The sequence below is a fragment of the Pelagerythrobacter marinus genome, from assembly GCF_034375205.1.
GTDB classification, from domain to species: domain Bacteria; phylum Pseudomonadota; class Alphaproteobacteria; order Sphingomonadales; family Sphingomonadaceae; genus Pelagerythrobacter; species Pelagerythrobacter marinus.
In genome coordinates this window covers 2,569,862-2,590,987 of the sequence record NZ_CP139719.1, presented here as the reverse complement: position 1 = coordinate 2,590,987, position 21,126 = coordinate 2,569,862, and the positions used below count along the sequence as shown (strand labels likewise).

18 protein-coding genes and 1 pseudogene are annotated in these 21,126 nt (G+C 69.8%); 11 read left to right on the top strand and 8 right to left on the bottom strand.

Going from position 1 to position 21,126, the window contains the following annotated elements:
- Window positions 1-29: 29 nt before the first annotated feature.
- The gene (locus T8T98_RS12740) at window positions 30-1,037 is read right to left on the bottom strand and encodes an isoaspartyl peptidase/L-asparaginase family protein (RefSeq protein WP_407675038.1); all 1,008 of its coding nucleotides are present in this window, start codon (window positions 1,035-1,037) and stop codon (window positions 30-32) included.
- 180 nt (window positions 1,038-1,217) lie between these two features.
- Between T8T98_RS12740 and T8T98_RS12735 the strand changes: the two genes are divergently transcribed.
- On the top strand, window positions 1,218-2,441 hold the full coding sequence (locus tag T8T98_RS12735; RefSeq protein WP_160734479.1) for a mechanosensitive ion channel: 1,224 nt from the start codon (window positions 1,218-1,220) through the stop codon (window positions 2,439-2,441).
- 87 nt (window positions 2,442-2,528) lie between these two features.
- Here T8T98_RS12735 and T8T98_RS12730 read toward each other — a convergent pair whose 3' ends face one another.
- A complete protein-coding gene (locus T8T98_RS12730) occupies window positions 2,529-3,239 on the bottom strand; it encodes a hypothetical protein (RefSeq protein ID WP_251104878.1) in 711 nt (236 codons plus the stop codon).
- A gap of 225 nt (window positions 3,240-3,464) precedes the next feature.
- On the opposite strand from T8T98_RS12730, the gene ispG reads away from it, so the two are divergent.
- Both ispG and T8T98_RS12720 read left to right on the top strand, forming a co-directional pair.
- Window positions 3,465-4,616 carry a flavodoxin-dependent (E)-4-hydroxy-3-methylbut-2-enyl-diphosphate synthase gene (ispG, locus tag T8T98_RS12725; protein ID WP_251104879.1) on the top strand — a complete coding sequence of 384 codons (1,152 nt, stop codon included), beginning with the start codon at window positions 3,465-3,467 and terminating at the stop codon, window positions 4,614-4,616.
- 87 nt (window positions 4,617-4,703) lie between these two features.
- Window positions 4,704-5,420, top strand: coding sequence for a murein L,D-transpeptidase catalytic domain-containing protein (locus T8T98_RS12720; protein ID WP_251104880.1), 717 nt, complete (start codon window positions 4,704-4,706; stop codon window positions 5,418-5,420).
- Between the two features lie 24 nt (window positions 5,421-5,444).
- On the opposite strand, the gene T8T98_RS12715 is transcribed toward T8T98_RS12720, so the two are convergent.
- Complete coding sequence (locus tag T8T98_RS12715) at window positions 5,445-6,926, bottom strand: L,D-transpeptidase family protein (RefSeq protein WP_322295688.1); 1,482 nt, start codon at window positions 6,924-6,926, stop codon at window positions 5,445-5,447.
- 149 nt (window positions 6,927-7,075) lie between these two features.
- Here T8T98_RS12715 and T8T98_RS12710 point away from each other — a divergent pair, with 149 nt between their 5' ends.
- Complete coding sequence (locus T8T98_RS12710; protein WP_251104881.1) at window positions 7,076-7,957, top strand: DMT family transporter; 882 nt, start codon at window positions 7,076-7,078, stop codon at window positions 7,955-7,957.
- Here T8T98_RS12710 and T8T98_RS12705 read toward each other — a convergent pair.
- Window positions 7,954-8,109 (bottom strand): hypothetical protein, encoded by a 156-nt coding sequence (locus tag T8T98_RS12705; protein WP_251104882.1) that lies wholly within the window; start codon window positions 8,107-8,109, stop codon window positions 7,954-7,956. The two genes, T8T98_RS12710 and T8T98_RS12705, sit on opposite strands and share 4 nt — an antisense overlap.
- A 214-nt stretch (window positions 8,110-8,323) precedes the next feature.
- On the opposite strand from T8T98_RS12705, the gene acnA reads away from it, so the two are divergent.
- Together acnA and T8T98_RS12695 are read left to right on the top strand one after the other, a co-directional pair.
- Window positions 8,324-10,996 (top strand): aconitate hydratase AcnA, encoded by a 2,673-nt coding sequence (acnA, locus tag T8T98_RS12700; RefSeq protein ID WP_251104883.1) that lies wholly within the window; start codon window positions 8,324-8,326, stop codon window positions 10,994-10,996.
- Between the two features lie 170 nt (window positions 10,997-11,166).
- On the top strand, window positions 11,167-11,769 hold the full coding sequence (locus T8T98_RS12695; RefSeq protein WP_322295687.1) for a hypothetical protein: 603 nt from the start codon (window positions 11,167-11,169) through the stop codon (window positions 11,767-11,769).
- Between the two features lie 547 nt (window positions 11,770-12,316).
- On the opposite strand, the gene ruvB is transcribed toward T8T98_RS12695, so the two are convergent.
- Window positions 12,317-13,348 (bottom strand): Holliday junction branch migration DNA helicase RuvB, encoded by a 1,032-nt coding sequence (ruvB, locus tag T8T98_RS12690; RefSeq protein ID WP_251104885.1) that lies wholly within the window; start codon window positions 13,346-13,348, stop codon window positions 12,317-12,319.
- Between the two features lie 88 nt (window positions 13,349-13,436).
- Between ruvB and T8T98_RS12685 the strand changes: the two are divergent.
- A pseudogene (locus T8T98_RS12685) lies at window positions 13,437-13,817 on the top strand (GIY-YIG nuclease family protein).
- Between the two features lie 35 nt (window positions 13,818-13,852).
- Here the strand turns inward: T8T98_RS12685 and ruvA are convergent.
- Window positions 13,853-14,461 (bottom strand): Holliday junction branch migration protein RuvA, encoded by a 609-nt coding sequence (gene ruvA, locus T8T98_RS12680; RefSeq protein WP_251104886.1) that lies wholly within the window; start codon window positions 14,459-14,461, stop codon window positions 13,853-13,855.
- Window positions 14,462-14,753: 292 nt separating this feature from the next.
- On the opposite strand from ruvA, the gene aroC reads away from it, so the two are divergent.
- The 4 genes from aroC to ahpF all read left to right on the top strand — a co-directional run bounded on the left by aroC (window position 14,754) and on the right by ahpF (window position 19,229).
- The gene (gene aroC, locus T8T98_RS12675; protein WP_322295686.1) at window positions 14,754-15,836 is read left to right on the top strand and encodes a chorismate synthase; all 1,083 of its coding nucleotides are present in this window, start codon (window positions 14,754-14,756) and stop codon (window positions 15,834-15,836) included.
- Window positions 15,837-15,909: 73 nt separating this feature from the next.
- Window positions 15,910-16,707 carry a TSUP family transporter gene (locus tag T8T98_RS12670; RefSeq protein ID WP_160734491.1) on the top strand — a complete coding sequence of 266 codons (798 nt, stop codon included), beginning with the start codon at window positions 15,910-15,912 and terminating at the stop codon, window positions 16,705-16,707.
- 158 nt (window positions 16,708-16,865) lie between these two features.
- Window positions 16,866-17,432, top strand: coding sequence for an alkyl hydroperoxide reductase subunit C (gene ahpC / locus T8T98_RS12665; protein ID WP_160734492.1), 567 nt, complete (start codon window positions 16,866-16,868; stop codon window positions 17,430-17,432).
- 210 nt (window positions 17,433-17,642) lie between these two features.
- Entirely contained in the window at window positions 17,643-19,229 is a 1,587-nt protein-coding gene (gene ahpF, locus T8T98_RS12660; RefSeq protein ID WP_251104888.1) for an alkyl hydroperoxide reductase subunit F, read from the top strand.
- Window positions 19,230-19,257: 28 nt separating this feature from the next.
- Here ahpF and T8T98_RS12655 read toward each other — a convergent pair whose 3' ends face one another.
- Both T8T98_RS12655 and mltA read right to left on the bottom strand, forming a co-directional pair.
- Window positions 19,258-19,656, bottom strand: a complete 399-nt coding sequence (locus T8T98_RS12655; RefSeq protein ID WP_322295685.1) for a Smr/MutS family protein — start codon at window positions 19,654-19,656, stop codon at window positions 19,258-19,260.
- A 236-nt stretch (window positions 19,657-19,892) separates the two neighbouring features.
- Window positions 19,893-21,101, bottom strand: a complete 1,209-nt coding sequence (gene mltA / locus T8T98_RS12650) for a murein transglycosylase A (protein ID WP_251104890.1) — start codon at window positions 21,099-21,101, stop codon at window positions 19,893-19,895.
- Window positions 21,102-21,126: the final 25 nt, after the last annotated feature.

Sequence of the window (21,126 nt, the reverse complement as noted above, 5' to 3'; positions counted from 1 at the left end):
CTTGGGGCCGGCGGCTTGGGGCCGCGCGGTCAGTCCCCGGCGAAGATCGCGACTTCGCGCGTTCCGGTGCTGTCGGCGCGGCCGCGGTACATCCCGGCGGTGTTGAAGCTGTAGACCGTCTCCCCCTCGGCCGAGACCACGATCACGCCGCCGTCGCCGCCCATCGCGGCAACCTCGCCGATCACCGTGTCGGCCGCCTGCTGCACCCCTTCGCCCGCGAGGCGGACCCGGTCGCAGATCGCCTGGGCGACGCCGGCGCGGATGAAGAATTCCCCCCACCCGGTCGCCGATACGGCACAGGAACGGTCGTCGGCCCAGGTCCCGGCGCCGATCACCGGCGCATCGCCGATCCGGCCCCAGCGCTTGCCGGTCATCCCGCCGGTCGAGGTCCCCGCGGCGAGGTGGCCGGCCTGGTCGCGCGCGACCGCGCCGACGGTGCCGAACTTGAACTCCACGTCGAGCGCGCCGACCCGCTCGGCCTTCATCGTTTCCAGCTGGCGGCGACGGCGTTCGGTCGCGAACCATTCGGGCCCGGCCGGCTCCAGCCCCCGCTGCGAGGCGAACCGTTCCGCCCCCGCGCCCGACAGGAAGACATGGCGCCCGTCGTCCATCACGCTGCGCGCCAGCCGGATCGGGTTGCGCACCGTCGTCACCCCCGCGACCGCGCCGGCGGCGCGGTCGCGCCCGTCCATGATCGATGCGTCGAGCTCGTTCGCCCCTTCCCAGGTGAAGACCGCGCCCCGGCCCGCGTTGAAGCGGGGATCGTCTTCCAGCAGGACGATCGCGGCCTCGACCGCGTCGAGCGCCTCGCCGCCTTCGGCCAGCACTTTCGCCCCGGCGTCGAGCGCGGCGGCCAGCGCGGCGCGATAGGCCTTTTCCTCCTCCGCGGTCATGTTCTCGCGCTGGAGCGTGCCCGCCCCGCCGTGGATGGCGATCGACCAGCTGGGCGTTGCGGCAGCGTCGACGGCCGGCGTGGCCAGGACGGGGGCGGAAAACAGGGCGGCGAGCGCCAGCAGTGCGGCGAAGGGTCTGATCATGGCCGCGCAAGCTAGCGCCTCGCGCGGGCAGGGCAAGCGTCTTGCCCCGGCGAGGACCAGCGCCCCGGCCGCAGCGCCCCGCAGAAGTCCGCCCGCAGAACCCCGGCCGCAGCGAGGGCGATTTCGCCTTTCCCGCAGCCCGTGTTAGGGACGTTAACCATCAAGCAGGGGAGCAATCCGATGCAATTTGGCAACTACCGCTTCGACGAGGACCTGGCGCTGCAGATCGGCGAGAAAGTGATCTGGGCGCTGCTGATCCTGGCCATCACCTGGGCCCTGGCCCGCGCGTCCAAGTGGGCCTTCGCCCGCCTGGTGGACAATGTCGCAATCTTCCGCCGCAGTACCGGCAGCGGGGCGAGCCTGGGCGAATCGCTCGGCCGCATCGTCAGCCTCCTGGTCTGGCTCTTCGGGCTGATGATCATCCTCAGCGTGCTCGGCCTCGGCAACGTCGTCGGCCCGCTCGATACGCTGCTGAACAGCGTGATGGCCTTCATTCCGAAGCTGGTTGCCGCCGGGCTGATCTTCTTCATTGGCCTGATGATCGCGCGGATCGTGCGCGATCTCGTGGTCACCACGCTGCAGACGGTCGATTTCGACAAGTGGGCCAATCGCGGCGGGGTCGATACCGCCACCGGCAACACCGCGATCAGCAGCACGATCGGCACGATGCTCTATGCCCTGGTCGTGATCTTCGTCGCGATCCTGGCGCTCGACGTGCTCGATCTCGAAAGCGTCTCGGCACCGGCCAGCAACATGCTGCAGCTGATCTTCGATGCCATCCCGCGGATCGTCGGCGCGGCCGTGCTGCTCGGCATCGGCTACCTGATCGGCCGGTTCCTCGTCCCGCTGATCAAGGACGTGCTTGTCGGCCTGGGCGTCGATCGCGCGCTGGGGGCGACCGAGCTCCTGCCCGACAACACGACCGCGACCGACGTGATGGCCCGCGTGGCGCAGATCGCGATCGTGCTGTTCTTCGCCATTGCCGCGACCCGGCTGCTCGGTTTCCCCGAGTTGACCGCGATCCTCGACGAGATCCTCGAACTCGGCGGACGCGTGATCTTCGGCGCCGTCGTCATCCTCGTCGGGTTCCTGATCGCCCGGCTGCTGGTCCGGATGATCTCGGGCGCGGGGGAAGCCACGCTGGCGGCGACGATCGTCAAGTGGGCGACGATCTTCGTCTTCACCTTCATGGGCCTCAGCTTCATGCAGGTGGGCGACCGGATCGTCAGCATCTTCTTCAGCGCGCTGGTGATCGGCGGTGCCGCCGCCGCGGCGCTCGCCTTCGGCCTCGGCGGGCGCGACTGGGCCGCGCGCAAGCTGGAGGAATGGGACCGCGAGAGCGCGGACCTCGCGCGCCGGCCGCACGGGAAGACGGACGACGATCCCCTGCCGCCCGGGGCCTGACCGGCGGTCTTCCGGGGCAGGAGGGCGCGGGCCGCGAGGCGCGCGCCCTTTCCGTTCGGGGCCGGTCCGCGGGCGGGCGCCGGCGCTTCAGGCCGGCGAGCCGCGCCGCCGACGCGCTTCGTCGAACAGCGCGAGCGCGACGAGGAAGGCGATGCAGATCATCGCGAACTCGCCCCCGTCCTCCACGAACGTCGCGAACTCGCGCATGGCGGGCGTGCGATCGCCCCAGACGACGACCAGGTCCATGACCACGCCGAAGAAGGCCGCGGCCGCGATGCAGCCGGCCAGGATCACCGACTCGATCGCCGCCCGCAGGCGCGCGTGGTGGAGGCTGACGAGCAGCGCGGCGATCCAGACCGCGCCGATCGCGAGGAACAGGCTCGCCTCCCCGATATCGTTGGCGCCGACGGGCAGAGGCCACCCTTCGAACCAGTGCGCGAAGGCATGGCCGAACCGTTCGTGCAGTTCGGCGCTGTTGTCGAGCGTGAGCCAGGCGAACAGAAGCGCGTTCGCCAGGTAGACGCTGGCCCCTTCCCACAGCCAGGTGACGAACAGCATGGCCGAAACCGCCATCGTCAGCGAATATTCCAACCACTCGCCAAAACCCCCGTCGGACGAGAGGAAGAACTGCACCGGCAGGTGCGCCTCGGTCAGCCTGCCGTAATGGGCCGCGACATCCAGGCCCACCAGCACGCCGGCATAGGGCAGCAACAGCAGCGCGGCGATGCGCAGGCTGCGGTTGAAGGCGATCTCCCGCAGGATCGTCATGGTTTCGCGGTGGATGGACGCGGGGCGCACGGGCGGTTCTCCTGGCAAGAGGCTCGCGCAGGCGAGCGAACGCGCCACGGTGGCGGCAATTGCGCGTAATGCAAGCCGGTTGGCGGGGGCGGCGCCGGGATACTTGCGCCGTTTCCCATAACGGGACGCGGCCGTGAGGCCGCCATAGAGGGAGCAGGGCGGCCTGCGTGCCCTGCGCCCGACGGGTCATTGCCCCGTCATCGCCCGGTGCGTATATGGCGGCCCATGTTAGCAATTCGCCCCTGGCGCACGATCGAACGCCGCAAGAGCCGCCAGATCATGGTCGGCAAGGTGCCCGTGGGCGGCGATGCGCCGATCACGGTGCAGACGATGACCAATACCCCGACCGAGGACGCGGCGGCGACGATCGACCAGATCCGCCGGTGCGAGGATGCCGGGGCGGACATCATCCGCGTTTCCTGCCCTACCGAAGAAGCAACCGCGGCCATGCCGGCGATCGTGCGCGCGGCGAATATCCCGATCGTCGCCGACATCCACTTCCACTACAAGCGGGCGCTGGAAGCGGCCGACGCCGGGGCCGCCTGCCTGCGGATCAACCCGGGCAATATCGGCAGCGACGCCCGCGTCGCCGAAGTGGTCCGCGCGGCCAAGGCCAACGGCTGCGCGATCCGCATCGGGGTCAACGCCGGCAGCCTGGAGAAGGACCTGCTGGAGAAATATGGCGAGCCCTGCCCCGAGGCGCTGGTCGAAAGCGCGCTCGACCATATCAAGCTGCTGCAGGATCACGATTTCCACGATTACAAGGTCGCGGTGAAGGCGAGCGACGTGTTCCTGGCCGTCAGCGCCTACATGGGCCTGGCCGAAGCGGTCGACTGCCCCTTGCACCTGGGCATTACCGAGGCCGGCGGCCTGATCGGCGGGACGGTGAAATCGAGCATCGGCATCGGCAACCTGCTCTGGGCCGGGATCGGCGACACGATCCGCGTCTCGCTCTCCGCCGAACCGGAAGACGAGGTGCGCGTCGGGTTCGAGATCCTGAAGGCGCTGGGCCTGCGAACCCGCGGCGTGCGCGTGGTTTCCTGCCCCAGCTGCGCCCGGCAGGGCTTCGACGTGATCCGCACGGTCCAGGCGCTGGAGGAGCGGCTGCAGCATATCAAGACCCCGCTCTCGCTCTCGGTCCTCGGCTGCGTCGTCAACGGCCCGGGCGAGGCGCGCGAGACCGACATCGGCATTACCGGCGGCGGCAAGGGCAAGCACATGGTCTATCTGTCGGGGATGACCGACCACCACGTGGCCGACGCCGACATGCTCGACCACATCGTTCGCCTGGTGGAGGAAAAGGCGGCCGAGATCGAGGCGGGAATGACCGACGCCGGCGAGGCCGACGAAGCGCCCGCGCCGCAGCCCGCCGGATGAGGTGCCGCGGCCGCGCCTGGCCGGCCCCTGCCGGCAAAACCGGGTCGTTCACGCTCCCGTTACCGGTTCGTGTGCTAGGATAGGCGGATGGACAGACGCGGCATCATCAAGGGCACCCTGGCGCTCGGCGCCTCGCTGGCGCTGCCGGCCCGGCTCCCCGCGCAGGCGCGCGGGGGGAACCCGCGCGACGCGATCCTGGCGCAGATCGCCCGGCGCGAGCAGCAGAAGGCCGGCGACCGCCTCTGGCGCACCGACATCGTCGGCATCGCCGATTTCGGGCTCCACAGCTCGCAGCCGCGTTTCCACTTCGTGAACCTGGAGGCGGGGCGGGTCGATTCCTACCTCGTCACCCACGGCAGCGGGTCGGACCCGGAACACGACGGCTGGCTCAACTGGTTTTCCAACGTGCCCGAATCGCTGTGCACCAGCCGCGGCGCCTACATGACCTATGGCTGGTACACCGGGCGTTTCGGCACCTCGATCCGGCTCGACGGGCTGGAGGCGGACAATTCCAACGCGCTCGACCGCGCGATCGTGATGCACCGGGCCGACTATGCGGAGCCGGGGCACGTCGCGCGCTGGGGCCGGCTGGGCCGGTCGAACGGCTGCTTCGCGATGGGCGATGCCGATTTCAAGCTCGCCCTGCTCCAGCTGGGCGGCGGGCGCGTGCTTTTCGCCGACCGGCTGGGCCTCGCCCCCGACGGCTCGACCATCGTTCGCCCGCAGCAGGAACAGGGCGAGATCCGCCCGCTGATGCCCGATCCCCCGCGCGGGGAGGACCTGGTGAACCCCGGCGTCTATTGAGCGCCGGGTATCGGGCCGCCGGGATCAGGTGGTCTTCATGTCGTCGATGATCTCGACCGCTTCCTCGCTGGTGCGGCGGGCGCGGTGCTGCTGGCGCGGGGCGTCGAGCGCGGCCAGGACCGGGGCGTCGCGGCCGTAGATGTCGTCGAAGCTGCGCAGCTTGCCGTCGATGTCGGTGCCCATCGTGAAATAGGTGATGTAGACCGGCATCCGGCTTTCGAACGGGACGCGGGTGTACTTGCCCGATTTCAGGATCTCGACCGCTTCCTGCGCGGCGGCCTTGCGCTCGGCGTCGTCGGTCGGGTTCTGGGCCAGGATCGCGAGGGTGATCGCCAGTTCGCTCGCCCGCTCGGTGCGGATGCAGCCGTGGCTCAGCGCCCGGTCGGCCCGGTTGAACAGGTGGCGCGACGGCGTGTCGTGCAGGAAGATCGCGTGCGGATTGGGCATGTCGAGCTTCATCAGGCCGAGCGAGTTGCCCGGGCCCGGCTGCTGGACGACGGTGACGAACCCGGTCTTCTTGTCGCGCCAGCCCTTGTATCCGTTGGCCTTGGCCCAGCCCGGGTTGTTCAGCACCCGCGCGCCCAGACCTTCGCCTTTCACGATCGACTGCGGGACGGTCCAGTTCGGGTTGAAGATCACCCCTTCGACCGTCTCCGCCAGCTGCGGGGTCGCCGTGCGTCCCGGCTTGCCGACGATCGTCTTGTACGTGCGCATGATCTTGTCGTTGACCGTCAGGCGCAGCTGGTATTCGGGAACGTTGGTGATCAGGTACTGGCTGCCCAGGTCGCGCGCCAGCCAGCGCCAGCGATCCATGTTGGCGCGGATCAGCTTGCGGCGGGCGGTCTGGCCGGCCGGCGTCGCGGCCAGTTCATCGCGCAGGCGCGCATAGTCGGGGTGCAGCGGCGCGACCGCGGCGATCGCGCCGGCGATGTCGCCGCTGGCCAGCGCTTCGGCCATGACATCGGCGGTGCGATAGCGGTCGGGATCGGGATCGACGACGAACCACTGGCGCCGCGCCTCCATCGGCGTGCGGCCGTCGCGCATGTCCTCCACCAGCCAGGCGAAGGCGCGGCTGGCCAGCCGGTCGAGCTCTTCGCCCGGGCCGGCCAGGATCGCGCTGCGCAGCGCGGCCGGATCGTAGTCGGCCGGGTCGAGGCCCTCGGCCCCGATCCCCTCGATCACGGCGAGGAGCCGCTCGGCATTCGCGCTCGACCAGGGCTGGACCTCCGGCGCGAACTGCTGGACGACCTCGCGCGCGACGCTCCTCACCGGGTCGGCGGACGCTTCGGAGCCGGCGGCCGGGGCCGCGGGCGCGGCAGCCGGTTCCGGCCTCGCGGCCGGTTCGCTGACGACGGCATCGTCGTCGGGCTGGACCGGGTATTCGCCGATGGCCTGCGCCTCGGGCAGGAGGTTGGCCGGCGAACGCGCCTGTGCGCCGGCCGCGGCCGGCAGCAGCGCGGCCAGCGAGGCCGCGGCGAGGAAAGTCGATCGAAGATGGATATTCATGAGCCTGCTCAAACCCCTGGGCGCCGATCGCCCGGCTGGTGCGGGGCAAATCTGCCCCATTGCGCGACGCGCTTCAAGCATCGCGGCTGACTGGGCGCTGAACTGCGAAGCCGCGTGACGCGGCGGGGCGCCGCCCCTATGGCGCGACGGTGGCATCGGACCATCGCCTCCTGCCCGTGTTCGCGACCGCGATCGGCATCGGCCTGTTCGCGGCGATGGACGCGTTCATGAAATCGGCCGCGATCGTTACCGGCGCCTATAGCGCGCTGATCCTGCGCAGCGCGATCGGGCTGGCGATCGTCGCCCCGGCCTGGATCGCGCTGGGCGGGCGCTGGCCGCGCGCCGCCGTTCTGCGGATCCACGTCAAGCGCGGGATCGTGGTCGCCTTAATGGCGCTTTCGTTCTTCTTCGCGCTCGTGCGCCTGCCCATGGCCGATGCGATCGCGCTGTCGTTCGTCGCCCCGCTGATCGCGCTCTACCTCGCCGCGATCCTGCTCGGCGAGACGATCGAGCGCCGCGCGGTCGTCGCGGCCCTGCTGGGGCTGGCCGGGGTGATCGTTATCATCGGGGGCAAGCTGGGCAGCCAGGCGCTCGATCGCGACACCGCGCTCGGGCTCGGGGCGATGGGGTTCTCGACCCTGCTCTATGCCTGGAACCTGGTGATCCAGCGCGAACAGGCGCTGGTCGCCGCGCCGCTGGAAGTGGCCAGCTTCCAGAACGGGATCGTCGCGATCGCCCTCCTGCCGCTGGCTCCGCTGCTCTTTGCGGTGCCGGGGGGCGAGGCGTGGCGCGATATCGCCGCGGCCGCGGTGCTTGCCACCGGGGCGGCGATCCTCCTTGCCTGGGCCTATGCCCGCGCGCAGGCGCAGATCCTCGTTCCGGTCGAATACAGCGCCTTCCTGTGGGCGGCGCTGTTCGGGTGGCTGTTCTTCCGCGAAGGGCTGGGGCCCGGCACGGTGGCCGGCGCCACGCTGATCGTGATCGGTTGCTGGATCGCGGCCCGGCGGCGGCCGGAGCAAAGCGCGCTCTAGCGCTCCGGCGCGGTTTCCTCCGCGGCCTCGGCCGGGCCGCCGGAAAAGTTCCAGGCCGCCCCGAAACACGCGACGACCAGCAGCGCGCCGGCAGCTATCGCCAGGCGCGCGATCCGCGTCAGTCCCGATTTCGGCTCTTCGTGCTGTTTCACCTGTTTCCCCCGTATCGCGCCCGGATATGGCGCGGGATTGCGATAATGGCATGAATGTCGTTGGTTTTCGTGCAATTAATGCATTGCGCGCGGCTGCGGTTCCGGTGTGTGCCCTTGACGCAACGCGCGCGAACGCGCAGTTGCCGCGACACATCGCGACTCTCCGCCGGGGCGCAACGCGGCGGTCGCTACCCATGAAAGGACGACGCACAGCATGACCCAGGTCGGCAAGGACACGCTCGGAACCCGCTCCACGCTCACCGTCAACGGCAAGGACTACGCCTATTACTCGTTCGCCAAGGCGGCCGAACACGTCGGCGACGTCTCGCGGCTGCCGTTCTCGCTCAAGGTCCTGCTCGAGAACATGCTCCGCTTCGAGGACGAAGGCTTCACCGTCGGCAAGGAACATGTCCAGGCGATCGCCGACTGGCAGAAGAACCCGGCGACCGGCCAGGAAATCCAGTACCGCCCGGCGCGCGTGCTGCTGCAGGATTTCACCGGCGTGCCCTGCGTGGTGGACCTTGCCGCGATGCGCGACGCGATCGCCCAGCTCGGCGGCGACACGGCCAAGATCAACCCGCAGGTCCCGGTCAACCTGGTGATCGACCACTCGGTCATGGTCGACGAGTTCGGCCATCCCAAGGCGTTCGAGAAGAACGTCGAGCTGGAATACCAGCGCAATGCCGAACGCTACGACTTCCTCAAGTGGGGATCGAAGAGCTTCAAGAACTTTTCCGCCGTGCCGCCGGGCACCGGCATCTGCCACCAGGTCAACCTGGAGCATATCGCCCAGGGCGTCTGGGCGAGCGAGGACGAGGATGGCCAGCTGGTCGCCTATCCCGATACCTGCGTCGGCACCGACAGCCACACGACGATGATCAACGGCCTCGGCGTGCTGGGCTGGGGCGTCGGCGGGATCGAGGCGGAGGCCGCGATGCTGGGCCAGCCGGTCTCGATGCTGATCCCCGAAGTCGTCGGCTTCAAGCTGACCGGTTCGCTGGCCGAGGGCGTGACCGCGACCGACCTGGTGCTCACCTGCGTGCAGATGCTGCGCGAAGTCGGCGTGGTCGGCCGCTTCGTCGAGTTCTACGGCCCCGGCGTCTCGACGCTGAGCCTGGCCGACCGCGCGACGATCGCCAACATGGCCCCCGAATACGGCGCGACCTGCGGCTTCTTCGGGATCGACGAGAAGACGCTCGACTACATGCGCCTGACCGGCCGCAGCGAAGACACGATCGCGCTGGTCGAGGCCTATAGCCGCGAACAGGGCATGTGGTTCGAACCTGACAACGAGCCGGTCTTCACCAAGACGCTGGAGCTCGACATCGGCGCCGTCGTCCCCAGCCTGGCCGGGCCCAAGCGTCCGCAGGACAAGGTCATCCTCCCCGAAGTGGACGAGCTGTTCAATTCGGACCTCGAGAAGCTTTACGGCAAGAGCGAGCCGGAACGGGTCGAGGTCGAGGGCAAGGACCACGACATCGGCGACGGCGACGTCGTGATCGCGGCGATCACCAGCTGCACCAACACCAGCAACCCCGACGTGCTGATCGCCGCGGGCCTGGTGGCCAAGAAGGCGCACGAGAAGGGGCTGAAGCCCAAGCCGTGGGTCAAGACCAGCCTCGCCCCCGGTTCGCAGGTCGTCACCGATTACCTGGAGAAGGCGGGCCTGCAGGACCACCTCGACGCGATCGGCTTCGACCTCGTCGGCTATGGCTGCACGACCTGCATCGGCAACTCGGGGCCGCTCGCCCCGCCGATCAGCCAGGCGATCAACGGCAACGACATCGTCGCCGCCAGCGTTCTTTCGGGCAACCGCAACTTCGAAGGGCGCGTCAGCCCCGACGTGCGCGCGAACTTCCTCGCCAGCCCGCCGCTGGTGGTCGCCTACGCGCTCAAGGGCACGGTGACCGAGGATATCACGACGACCCCGATCGGCACCGACAACGACGGGAACGACGTGTTCCTGAAGGACATCTGGCCCTCCAACGACGAAGTGGCCGAAATCCGCTCGGGCGCGATCGACCGGGGCATGTTCGAAGCGCGCTATGCCGACGTCTACAAGGGCGACGCGCACTGGCAGGCGATCGACGTGACCGGTTCGGACACCTACCAGTGGCGCCCGGGCAGCACTTACGTCGCCAACCCGCCCTATTTCGAAGGGATGGACATGACGCCGGCCCCGGTGACCGACATCGTCGAGGCCAAGCCGCTGGCGATCCTGGGCGACAGCGTCACCACCGATCACATCAGCCCGGCCGGCTCGATCAAGGAAGACAGCCCGGCGGGCAAGTACCTGCTGGAAAACCAGGTCGCCAAGGCGGACTTCAATTCCTACGGCTCGCGCCGCGGCAACCATGAAGTGATGATGCGTGGCACGTTCGCCAATATCCGCATCCGCAACGAGATGGTGCCGGGCGTCGAAGGGGGCTTCACCACCTTCGAGGGCGAGCAAATGCCGATCTACGACGCGGCGATGAAGCACAAGGCCAACGGCACGCCGCTGGTCGTCGTCGCCGGCAAGGAATACGGCACCGGCTCCAGCCGCGACTGGGCGGCCAAGGGCACGATCCTGCTGGGCGTGCGCGCGGTGATCGTCGAGAGCTTCGAACGCATCCACCGTTCCAACCTCGTCGGCATGGGCGTCCTGCCGCTGCAGTTCCGCGAAGGCGACACGCGCGAGACGCTCGGCCTTACCGGCGACGACAGCTTCTCGATCCGCGGCCTGGCCGACCTGAAGCCGGGCCAGGACGTCGAAGTCGACGTGACCCGCGCCAACGGGGAAAGCTTCACCTTCACCGCCAAGTGCCGGATCGATACTGCGAACGAGATGGAATACTACCGCAACGGCGGCATCCTCCACTACGTCCTGCGCAAGCTGGCGGCCTGATCGCCGGCCTTACCCGCCGCGCCGGCGCCGGGCCTTGCCCGCGCCGCCGGCCGGACCGGGGCCGGGCCGAGGTGCGAAAAAGGGCGGCTCCCTCAAGCGGGGGGCCGCCCTTCTTGCGAGTTCGAAGCGTGGGAGTGTGCTTCTAGGCGCCCCTGACGAGGCGCAGTTTCTTGCGGCCGAGCACCGCCGCGGCGGCGAGGCCGAACAGGATCGTCATCGGCGGCGCGGGCACCTGGGTGCCGCTGGTGCTGCCGTTGCTCGAGCTCGAGGTCGAGCTGGACGTCGAGGAGCTGGTCGAACTGCTCGTGCTCGAGCTGGTGGACGAACTGGTCGAGCTGCTGGTGCTCGTGCTGCTGGTCACGTTGCCCGAGGTGGACGTGCTGGTCGAGACGTTGCCCGAAGTCGAGGTGGTCGAGGTCACGCCGCCGGTGGAGGTCGAAGTCGAGGTGGTCGAGGTGACGCCGCCGGTCGAGGACGAGGTCGTCGAGGTGATGCCGCCGGTCGACGTCGAGGTCGAGCTGCCCCCGGTCGAGGTGGAGGTCGAGCTTCCGCCGGTGGACGTCGAGGTCGAGCCACCCGAGGTCGAGGTCGACCCACCCGACGAGGTCGAGGTGACGACGACGCTGCCGCTGCTGCCGCCGCTGCCGCCGAAGAACCCGCCGCCGAAGCCGCCGAAACCGCCGCTGCCGCCGATCACCGTGACCCCGCCGCTGCTGCCGCCCGAAACGGGCGGGGCGGGGGGCAGGGGCACCGGCGCCATCGCGACCTGGTAGATCGGGGGGCATTCCTCGGCATAGGCATCGCCGTAGGCGGTGACCGGCGCGGCCGGCGCGGCGCCGGGGCCCATCGGGCCGGCCGGCACACATTCGACCGTGCGGCGCACGATCCGGCGCTTGCGCTTGTTTTCCTTGGGGACGGTGCGCTTGGCAACCTTCTTCGGCGCCTGCTTGACGTAGCGGACCGGCGCGGTCTTCCCCTTGTCCGACTTGTACGACGGTTTATCGGTGATCGGCATTTCGGCCACGTGGACCGCGCCGCCTGCCAGCAGGACACCGCCCGCGGCAGTCGCGGACAATTTCGCCAGGGCCATTTTTACCGACATGGGCAAGCTCTCTTCATTGCATCGCGGGGAGCGCCAAGGCCGACGGGTTCGGCATCCCGGCTGGTCCCTCTGCCTTCAGGAAGGCCCATGCGGGGGGCGAGGGCAATGGAATTAACCATCGCCGGCGCGCCAAAACGGGAAAAAACCGGCCGCTTGCGCGCTGTCGGCCAGACTTGTCCCGCGATGGGTCGGAAACCGGGCGAATCCTTTCCGCCGCGTTAGGGATTTCCGTCGAACAAACCCGATTGCGCGCCCTTGGGTGGCGCCATTTCGAGGTGTTGCCAGCCCGATTCGTTCAGGCACCGGCCGCGCGCCGTGCGCGCCACCAGGCCCAGCTGGATCAGGTAGGGCTCGATCACTTCCTCCACCGTGTCGCGCGGTTCGGAAAGGCCCGCGGCGAGCGTTTCGACCCCCACCGGCCCGCCGCGATAGGTCGTCGCGATCATGGCCAGGTAGCGGCGATCCATCGCGTCGAGGCCGAGGCGGTCGATCTCGAGCCGGGTCAGGGCCTCGTCGGCCACCGTGCGCGTGACCGTGCCCCCGCCGGCGACATGCGCGAAGTCGCGCACCCGGCGCAGCAGCCGCCCGGCGACGCGGGGGGTGCCGCGGCTGCGCCGGGCGATCTCGCGCGCGCCGGCGGCGTCGATGTCCATTCCCAGCAGGCGCGCACCGCGGGTGACGACCCGGTCCAGTTCCTCGTGGGTGTAGAAGTTCAGCCGCACCGGGATGCCGAAACGGTCGCGCAGCGGCGTCGTCAGCAGGCCCTGGCGAGTGGTCGCGCCGACCAGGGTGAAGGGCGGCAGGTCGATCCGCACGCTGCGGGCGGAGGGCCCCTCGCCGATGATCAGGTCGAGCGCGCGATCTTCCATCGCGGGGTAGAGCACTTCCTCGACCACCGGGTTCAGCCGGTGGATCTCGTCGATGAACAGGACATCGTGCGGCTCGAGGTTGGTCAGCAGCGCGGCCAGATCGCCCGCCTTGGCGATCACCGGGCCCGACGTGGCGCGAAAGCCCACGCCCAGTTCCTTGGCCACGATCTGCGCCAGCGTGGTCTTGCCCAGCCCCGGCGGGCCGAAGAACAGCACGTGGTCCATCGCCTCGCCGCGCGACTTCGCGCTTTCGATGAAGACCTTGAGGTTCCCGCGCGCGGCCTCCTGCCCGACGAACTCGTCCAGCGACTTCGGCCGCAGGGCCGCGTCCGGGTCTTCCGGCTGGCGATCGGGGGTGTGGAGGGGGACGGGATCGGTCATGCCGGTGTAGCGCTAGACGCTAAATGGACGCTGAAACAAGTTCAGGGCGACAGGGAGGGAACCCGATCCATTTCCGACTCGATCCGTCATGCTGAACTTGTTTCAGCATCCATCTCCCGGCACCCTCCGCCCCATGCCGTTCGAGCGCAACCCCTGCGTCTACGTCCTCGCCAGCGGTCGTTACGGCACCCTCTACATCGGCGTCACCAGCGATCTGATACAGCGGCTCTAGCAGCACCGCGAAGGAATCATGGGCGGATTCACGAAGCGATACCGGGTCCACCGGCTCGTTCGCTACGAAATGTTCGGCGACATGGAAGGGGCGATCCTGCGCGAGAGGCAGCTCAAACGCTGGCACCGGCAGTGGAAGATCAACCTGATCGAGCGGGACAACCCGCATTGGGCGGACCTGGCGGTGGGACTCGGCTTCGAGCCGCCGGCTTTGCGCGGGGGGCGCAATGGATCCTGAAACGAGTTCAGGATGACGGGGGAGAGAGTGAAGCACTATCCCGCCGCCCGTTTCAGCGCGACGCGGATCAGGTCGCTTTCGCTCGCGTCTTCGCCCAGCTCGCCTTGCGCGGCGGCGACGGCGCGGGCGGCGACGGCGGGCTTGAAGCCGAGGTTCTCGAGCGCCGAGACGGCATCGGCGCTGGCGCCGCCCGCCGGGGCCGCCGCGCCGATGGCGGCGCCCGCGATGCCACCGCCGGGCAGGGCGCCGGCCTTGTCCTTCAGCTCGTTGACGATCCGCCCGGCCAGCTTCGGCCCCACGCCTTGCGCGCGCGCCACCATCGCCGCGTCGCCGCCCGAGCAGGCGGCCCGCAGTTCGCCCGGCGAGAGGGTGGAGAGGATCGCCAGCGCGACCTTGCTGCCCACGCCCTGCACCTGGGTCAGCAGGCGGAACCAGTCGCGTTCGCCCGCCTCGGCGAAGCCGAGCAGGCGCATGTCGTTCTCGCTCACCTGCAGGTCGGTATAGACGGTGCAGGCTTCCCCGGTCTCGCCCAGCGCGGCGAGCGTCTTGGACGAACAGTGCACGAGGTAGCCGACGCCCGCGACGTCGATCACCGCCCAGTCCGTGCCGGTTTCGTCGAGCAGGCCCCGCAGTTTCGCAATCATGGTTTGTTCCTGCCCGAGCGCGCGCGGTTTGGCCAGCCGCCGCGCGCACTTGTCCGCAAGGGGGCGGAAATCGGAGACTTGGACCGCGTGTTACACTGTCCTGGACCAAAACTTTCGGCGCGGCGCAGCACGTCCTGAACGGCAGGCCTGGGCGCTGGGAAGGGGGCGGGGCGAGGCGGCATGGCGAGGCCGATCATGGCACGGCCCGGCCCCTGTAGGAAAACGGTTCTTCGCACGGCCGCAGCAAAGGTGAAGTGGACAGCCCCCGCGCCATCGGACAGAAGGCACGGCCATGAGCTGGAACACCTTCGGACGCGCCCTGCGCATGACGACCTGGGGCGAAAGCCACGGGCCCGCGCTGGGCGCGGTGGTGGACGGGTGCCCGCCGGGCCTGGCGCTGGACGAGCAGGCGATCCAGCCTTTCCTCGACGCACGCCGCCCGGGGCAGAGCAAGTTCACCACCCAGCGGCAGGAGGCGGACGCGGTCCGGATCCTGTCGGGCGTGTTCGAGGGGAAGACCACCGGCACCCCGATCAGCCTGATGATCGTGAACACCGATCAGCGATCGAAGGACTATTCCGAGATCGCCGATCGCTATCGCCCCGGCCATGCCGATTATGCCTACGACGCGAAATACGGCTTTCGCGACTATCGCGGCGGCGGCCGGTCGAGCGCGCGCGAAACCGCCGCGCGGGTCGCGGCCGGCGCCGTGGCGCGGCTGATCGTGCCCGAAACGACGATCCACGCCTACGTCGTCCAGGTGGGCGAGGACCGGATCGAGCGCGCGGCGATCGACTTGGCGACCATCGGCGACAACCCGTTCTTCTGCCCCGATCCGCAGGCGGCCCGGCGGTGGGAAGGGCTGGTGGACGCGGCGCGCAAGGAGGGGTCGAGCCTCGGCGCGGTGGTCGAATGCGTCGCCACCGGGGTGCCGGCGGGATGGGGCGCGCCGGTCTATGCCAAGCTCGACGCCGATCTCGCGGGGGCGATGATGGGCATCAACGCGGTCAAGGGGGTCGAGATCGGCGACGGGTTCGCCGCCGCCGCCCTGCGCGGCGAAGACAATGCCGATCCGATGCGGCCCGCCGCCCCGGGCCGGGCGGACGACGGGCCGCAATTCGCGGCCAACCACGCGGGCGGGATCGCGGGCGGGATATCGACCGGGCAGCCGGTCGTGTGCCGGGTGGCGTTCAAGCCGACCAGCTCGATCCTGACCCCGGTCGATTCGATCACCCGGTCGGGGGAGGCGACGCAAGTGCGGACCCGGGGCCGCCACGATCCCTGCGTCGGCATTCGCGGCGCGCCGGTGGTCGCGGCGATGATGGCGCTGGTCCTGGCGGACCACAAGTTGCTGCACCGCGCCCAATGCGGCTGATGCGGGGGCGGCTGATGCGGGGGCGGCTGATGCGCGCGCGACGCGGCGCCGCGGGCGCCGGCTGACCGGCGCGGTGGAACTGGGGGCGGATATCGTCGCGCTGCTGGCGCTGGCGGCGTTCCTGGCGGGCATGATCGATGCCGTCGCCGGGGGCGGCGGGCTGATTACCATTCCCGCGCTGATGGCGGCCGGCGTGCCGCCGGTCCAGGCGCTCGCGACCAACAAGCTGCAATCGGCCTTCGGCACCGGCGGCGCGGTGATCGCCTATGCGCGCAAGGGGCTGGTGGACCTGCGGCGTTTCGCCTGGCCGACCGTTGCCGCCTTCGCCGGGGCGGCGGGCGGCGCCTTTGTCCTGACCCGGATCGATCCGGGCTTCCTCGAAGGGTTCCTGCCGATCCTGCTGGTCGCGATGGCGATCTATTTCGCGCTCGCGCGGCGCGGCGCGGAGGAAGACCGCCATACGCGGGCCGGGCCGGCGGCGCTGTTCGGCACGGCCATGGGAATCGGCTGGTACGACGGGTTCTTCGGCCCCGGGACGGGATCGTTCTTCACCACCGCGCTGATGGCGGTCTTCGGCCTCGGCGTCCTGCGCGCGGTGGCCCATGCCAAGCTGCTCAATTTCGCCAGCAACCTCGCCGGGCTGGCGGTGCTGGTGGCGGGCGGGCACGTGCTGTGGATGCTGGGGCTGGCGATGGCGGCGGCCAATGTCGCCGGGGCGCAAGTCGGCGCCTGGGGCGCGATCCGCTGGGGTGCGGGAATCGCGCGCCCGCTGCTGATCGTCGTGTCGCTGGCGCTGACGGTGAAACTGCTGGCGGACCCGGCCAATCCGCTGACCGCGGCGGTGCTGGCAATGCTGCGTTCCGCCGGCTGACACGCGGGTTTCGCGGCCGCATTCGCGGTTTTCGATCGTTTCGGCCGATTGATCGAAAATTTCGATGTTAGCTATCGCACAAAAACGCTTTTGTGCATCGCGGTAGCCACTATCTGGGGCTTCGAGTTTCACACCTGCAAGAAAGAGGAACCACACGCATGGGTATCATCGGAAGCACGATCAAGCCGTTCACCGCCACGGCCTTCCAGAAGGGCAAGGACTTCTTCGAGGTTTCCGAGAAGGATCTCGAGGGCAAGTGGTCGGTCTTCTTCTTCTATCCGGCGGATTTCACCTTCGTCTGCCCGACCGAGCTGGAAGACCTGGGTGAAAAGTACGCGATGCTGCAGAGCATGGGCGTCGACGTCTATGCCGTCAGCACCGACACGCACTTCAGCCACAAGGCCTGGCACGACACGTCGGAGAAGATCAACAAGCTCGAATTCGCCTTCCTCGGCGACCAGAACCACATCCTCGCCAACAACTTCGGCGTGCTGCGCGAAGGCGCGGGCCTGGCCGACCGTGCGACCTTCGTGGTCGATCCCGACGGCGTGATCCAGATCATGGAAATCACCTGCGAAGGCGTGGGCCGCAATGCCAACGAACTGACCCGCAAGATCAAGGCGGCGCAGTACGTTCGCGAGAACCCGGGCCAGGTCTGCCCCGCGGCGTGGGAAGAAGGCAGCGACACGCTGGCCCCCTCGCTCGACCTCGTCGGCAAGATCTGATCCGGCACTGACTTGCAGGAACCCGGGCCTTCGGGCCCGGGTTGCTCCGAAGGCCCGGGGCCCGTTCCCCCCTCTCCCCCTGAGCGCCCCGGGCCTTCCCCCTTTTGCCAACCCTGCACGCGGGCGCCGGCCGGCATCCGCGCTTCGCCCGCGGCGCGGCGCATTGCGCCGCCGCGCGCGGCCGGGCCATCCACGACCAGGAGTTTCGCCATGCTCGACACGGCAATGCAGCAACAGCTCAAGCAATACCTCGCCAACCTGCGCGAGCCGATCGAGCTTGTCGCCTCGCTGGGCGACGACGCAAAATCGGAAGAGACGCGCGCCCTCCTGACCGAGATCGCGGGCCTGCACGACCTGGTTTCCGTCAGCTTCGACGGCACCGACGATCGCCGGCCGAGCTTCATCATCCGCCGCGCTTCGGACGCGGAAAAGTGGGTTCGCTTCGCCGGCCTGCCGATGGGGCACGAGTTCACCTCGCTGGTGCTCGCGCTGCTCTGGGCCGGCGGCCATCCGCCCAAGGTCGATCCCGAAACGCTGGAGGCGATCACCCGGCTGGAGGGGGATTACAACTTCGAGATGTATTTCTCGCTCTCGTGCCACAACTGCCCCGACGTGGTGCAGGCGCTGACGCTGATGGCGCTGACCAATTCGCGGATCACCGCGACCCTGATCGAAGGCGGCACGTTCAAGGACGAGGTGGACGCGCGCGACGTGATGGCGGTGCCCGCGACGTTCCTCAACGGCGAGCCGTTCTTCAACGGCAAGATGAACGTGGACGACATCCTCGCGCGGCTCGACAGCGGGGCGGGCGAGCGCCAGGCGGCGAAGCTGGCGGAAAAGGAACCGTTCGACGTGCTCGTCGTCGGCGGCGGCCCGGCGGGCGCCTCGGCCGCGATCTATACCGCGCGCAAGGGCTTCGCCACCGGCATCGCGGCCGAACGGTTCGGCGGGCAACTGCACGACACGCTGGGGATCGAGAACCTGACCGGAACGACCTATACCGAGGGGCCGAAGCTCGCCGCGCAGCTCGAAAGCCACGTCGGCGAATACGAGATCGACCTGATGGACCGGCTCCAGGCCGAAAAGCTGATCCCCGCCAGCGAACCGGGCGGGATGCACGAAGTGGTCTTCGCCAATGGCGCGTCGCTGAAAACGCGCGCGCTGATCCTCGCCACCGGGGCGCGCTGGCGCAACCTCGGCGTGCCGGGGGAGGCGGAATATCGCAACAAGGGCGTGGCCTATTGCCCGCACTGCGACGGCCCGCTGTTCAAGGGCAAGCCGATCGCGGTGATCGGCGGCGGCAATTCGGGCGTCGAGGCGGCGATCGACCTGGCCAAGATCGTCGGCCACGTGACGCTGATCGAATTCGATACGAAGCTGCGCGCCGACGAGGTGCTGCAGGCCAAGCTGCACAGCCTGTCCAACGTCACCGTGCTGACCAATGCCCAGACGACCGAGATCACCGGCGCGAACGGCCGGGTCGACGGCCTGGTCTACAAGGACCGCGCGAGCGGCGAGGAGCACCGGGTGGAGCTGGAAGGCGTGTTCGTCCAGATCGGCCTCGTCCCCAATACAGAATGGCTGAAGGACAGCGGCCTGGGGCTGAGCAAGTTCGGCGAGATCGCGATCGACGGCAATGCCGCGACCGACCTGCCCGGCGTGTTCGCCGCGGGCGACTGCACGACGGTGCCTTACAAGCAGATCGTGATCGCGATGGGCGAAGGGTCGAAGGCGGCGCTGAGCGCGTTCGATTACCTGATCCGGACCGAGCCGGCCGAAGTGGCCGAGGCGGCCTGACCCCGCCCGGGGTTACCACCACCCGGCGTCACCGCCGCCGCTTGAGCACCAGGTAGAGCGCACCCTCGCCCCCGTGGCGACGGTGCGCTTTTCGTATCGCGGCGATATCGGTGCCGTGCGGTCCGGCGGCGAGCCAGTCGAGCACCTTGGCCCGGATCGCCCCGCGCCGGCTGCCGCGGTCGGCGGCATCGACCGGGCGCGGGCGGCCCGCGATCAGCAGGACGACCCGCGCGCCCATCGCCTTGGCCTGCATCAGCCCGTCATCGAGCCGGGCGTGGGCGCTGTCGAGCGTGTGGCCGTGCAGGTCGAGCGTGAAATCGGGCGCGATGGACCCTGCGCGAAAACGCCGGTCCCAGTGCGAATCGAGGCCCGCCTCCCGGTCCGCACCGGGCGGCGCGGGCGCGGTGCGCGGGGCGCTCGCGGCCATGCTCGTCCTTGCCGCCGGCGTGGGCCGGGGCAGGGTGCGGGCAGGGACGGGGGGAGCCGCGCCCCTGGCCTTGTCCCGACCGGCCGCGACGCCTTTCCCGGTCCGCGGTTCGCCCCGAGCCCCGGCGGGCGGGGCAGGCGGTGAGTTCGGCGGCGGCGCCGGGCGCAGCGGGGTGACCGTCGCGGCGAGGCGTTCCCAGGCGGCGCGTTCCTCCGGCGTCAGGCCCCGCGGGGCGCTCATCGGTCGCGGCGCGAGGCGTCGATCCGGGCCACCGCGCCCTTGGGCAGCAGGATCAGGGCCTGGCCGCGCGCGCTCATCCCCCCGGCGATCCGGCGCGCTTCTTCGCCCGCGCCCCAGAACGTGTCGAACCGGTTCGGCCCCTTGATCGCGCCGCCGGTGTCCTGCGCGACCCACAGGCCGTTCGCCTCTGGCCGGTCGAGCTCCAGCCAGACCGGCGCGCCGTAGGGCACGAACGAGGGATCGACCGCGACCGAGCTTTCGCGCCGCACCGGCACCCCGATCGAACCGAGCGGCCCGTCGCCGGTCAGCTCGCGGAAGAAGACCCAGCTCTTGTTGAGCTGCATCAGCTCGCGGCCTTCCCGCGGGTTTTCGCGGATATAGGCCATGATCCCCTGCATCGAGCCGGGATACTGGCCCGGACCGTCGCCGATCAGCCCGCGCTCGCGCATGACCCGGCCGATGCCGACATATTCGCGGCCGTTCTGCCCGGCATAGCCGATCCGCATCACGTCGCCGTCGGGCCCGCGCAGGCGGCCCGAACCCTGGATCTGGAGGAAGAAGAACTCGACCGGGTCGGCCGCCCACGCGATCTCCAGCCCGCGCCCGGCCAGGGCCCCGGCCTCGATCGCGGCGCGATCATGGTAGAGCACGAAGCGGCCGCTTTCGTCGTAGCGGCCCAGCGGCGGGCGCCCTTCGCGCTCGCTTTCGGGCACGTCGTCGGGCCAGGCGCGCACGAGATCGTCGGGCAGGCCGTAGACCGGCACGTCGTATCCCGGCCGGCGGACCCGGCTGCCGCGGATTTCCGGTTCGAAATAGCCGGTGGCGAAAGCCGCCCCGTCGCCGACCCGCGCGGTTTCGAAGAAGCGGGCGAAGAACGCCGCCCCGCGGTCGTAAGGCCAGGTGCGCGCCGCCTCGCAGGCCGGGCGCCAGTCTTCGGGGTAGGTCAGCCCGCTGGCGTCGCGGTGGCCGAGCAGGCGCGGACAGCTTTCGAGGAAGGCGGCCAGCGCCATGCCGGCATCGTCCTGCCGCAGGCCCAGCGTTTCGACCGCCGGGCCGGCGCGCACGCCGGCAAAGGCCGCGCTGGTCACGCTGGTCGGCGGGGCGACCGGCGGGCCCACGGGCCGCGGGACGCGGTCGCCCCCCGGTACGATCGTGCAGCTTGTCAGCAGGGCCGCCAGCGCGGCCAGTATCCCCCAGCGGCGCATGCCCCGTGCCCCCTTCTGCCCGGCG

Excerpts from the sequence above, each read along its gene's own strand:
- ahpF (WP_251104888.1), top strand. The coding sequence starts at position 17,643 with ATGCTCGACACGGCAATGCAGCAACAGCTCAAGCAATACCTCGCCAAC.
- T8T98_RS12735 (WP_160734479.1), top strand. The coding sequence starts at position 1,218 with ATGCAATTTGGCAACTACCGCTTCGACGAGGACCTGGCGCTGCAGATC.
- T8T98_RS12740 (WP_407675038.1), bottom strand. The coding sequence starts at position 1,037 with ATGATCAGACCCTTCGCCGCACTGCTGGCGCTCGCCGCCCTGTTTTCC.
- ahpC (WP_160734492.1), top strand. The coding sequence starts at position 16,866 with ATGGGTATCATCGGAAGCACGATCAAGCCGTTCACCGCCACGGCCTTC.
- mltA (WP_251104890.1), bottom strand. The coding sequence starts at position 21,101 with ATGCGCCGCTGGGGGATACTGGCCGCGCTGGCGGCCCTGCTGACAAGC.
- aroC (WP_322295686.1), top strand. The coding sequence starts at position 14,754 with ATGAGCTGGAACACCTTCGGACGCGCCCTGCGCATGACGACCTGGGGC.
- T8T98_RS12715 (WP_322295688.1), bottom strand. The coding sequence starts at position 6,926 with ATGAATATCCATCTTCGATCGACTTTCCTCGCCGCGGCCTCGCTGGCC.
- ruvA (WP_251104886.1), bottom strand. The coding sequence starts at position 14,461 with ATGATTGCGAAACTGCGGGGCCTGCTCGACGAAACCGGCACGGACTGG.
- acnA (WP_251104883.1), top strand. The coding sequence starts at position 8,324 with ATGACCCAGGTCGGCAAGGACACGCTCGGAACCCGCTCCACGCTCACC.
- T8T98_RS12720 (WP_251104880.1), top strand. The coding sequence starts at position 4,704 with ATGGACAGACGCGGCATCATCAAGGGCACCCTGGCGCTCGGCGCCTCG.
- T8T98_RS12655 (WP_322295685.1), bottom strand. The coding sequence starts at position 19,656 with ATGGCCGCGAGCGCCCCGCGCACCGCGCCCGCGCCGCCCGGTGCGGAC.
- ruvB (WP_251104885.1), bottom strand. The coding sequence starts at position 13,348 with ATGACCGATCCCGTCCCCCTCCACACCCCCGATCGCCAGCCGGAAGAC.
- ispG (WP_251104879.1), top strand. The coding sequence starts at position 3,465 with ATGTTAGCAATTCGCCCCTGGCGCACGATCGAACGCCGCAAGAGCCGC.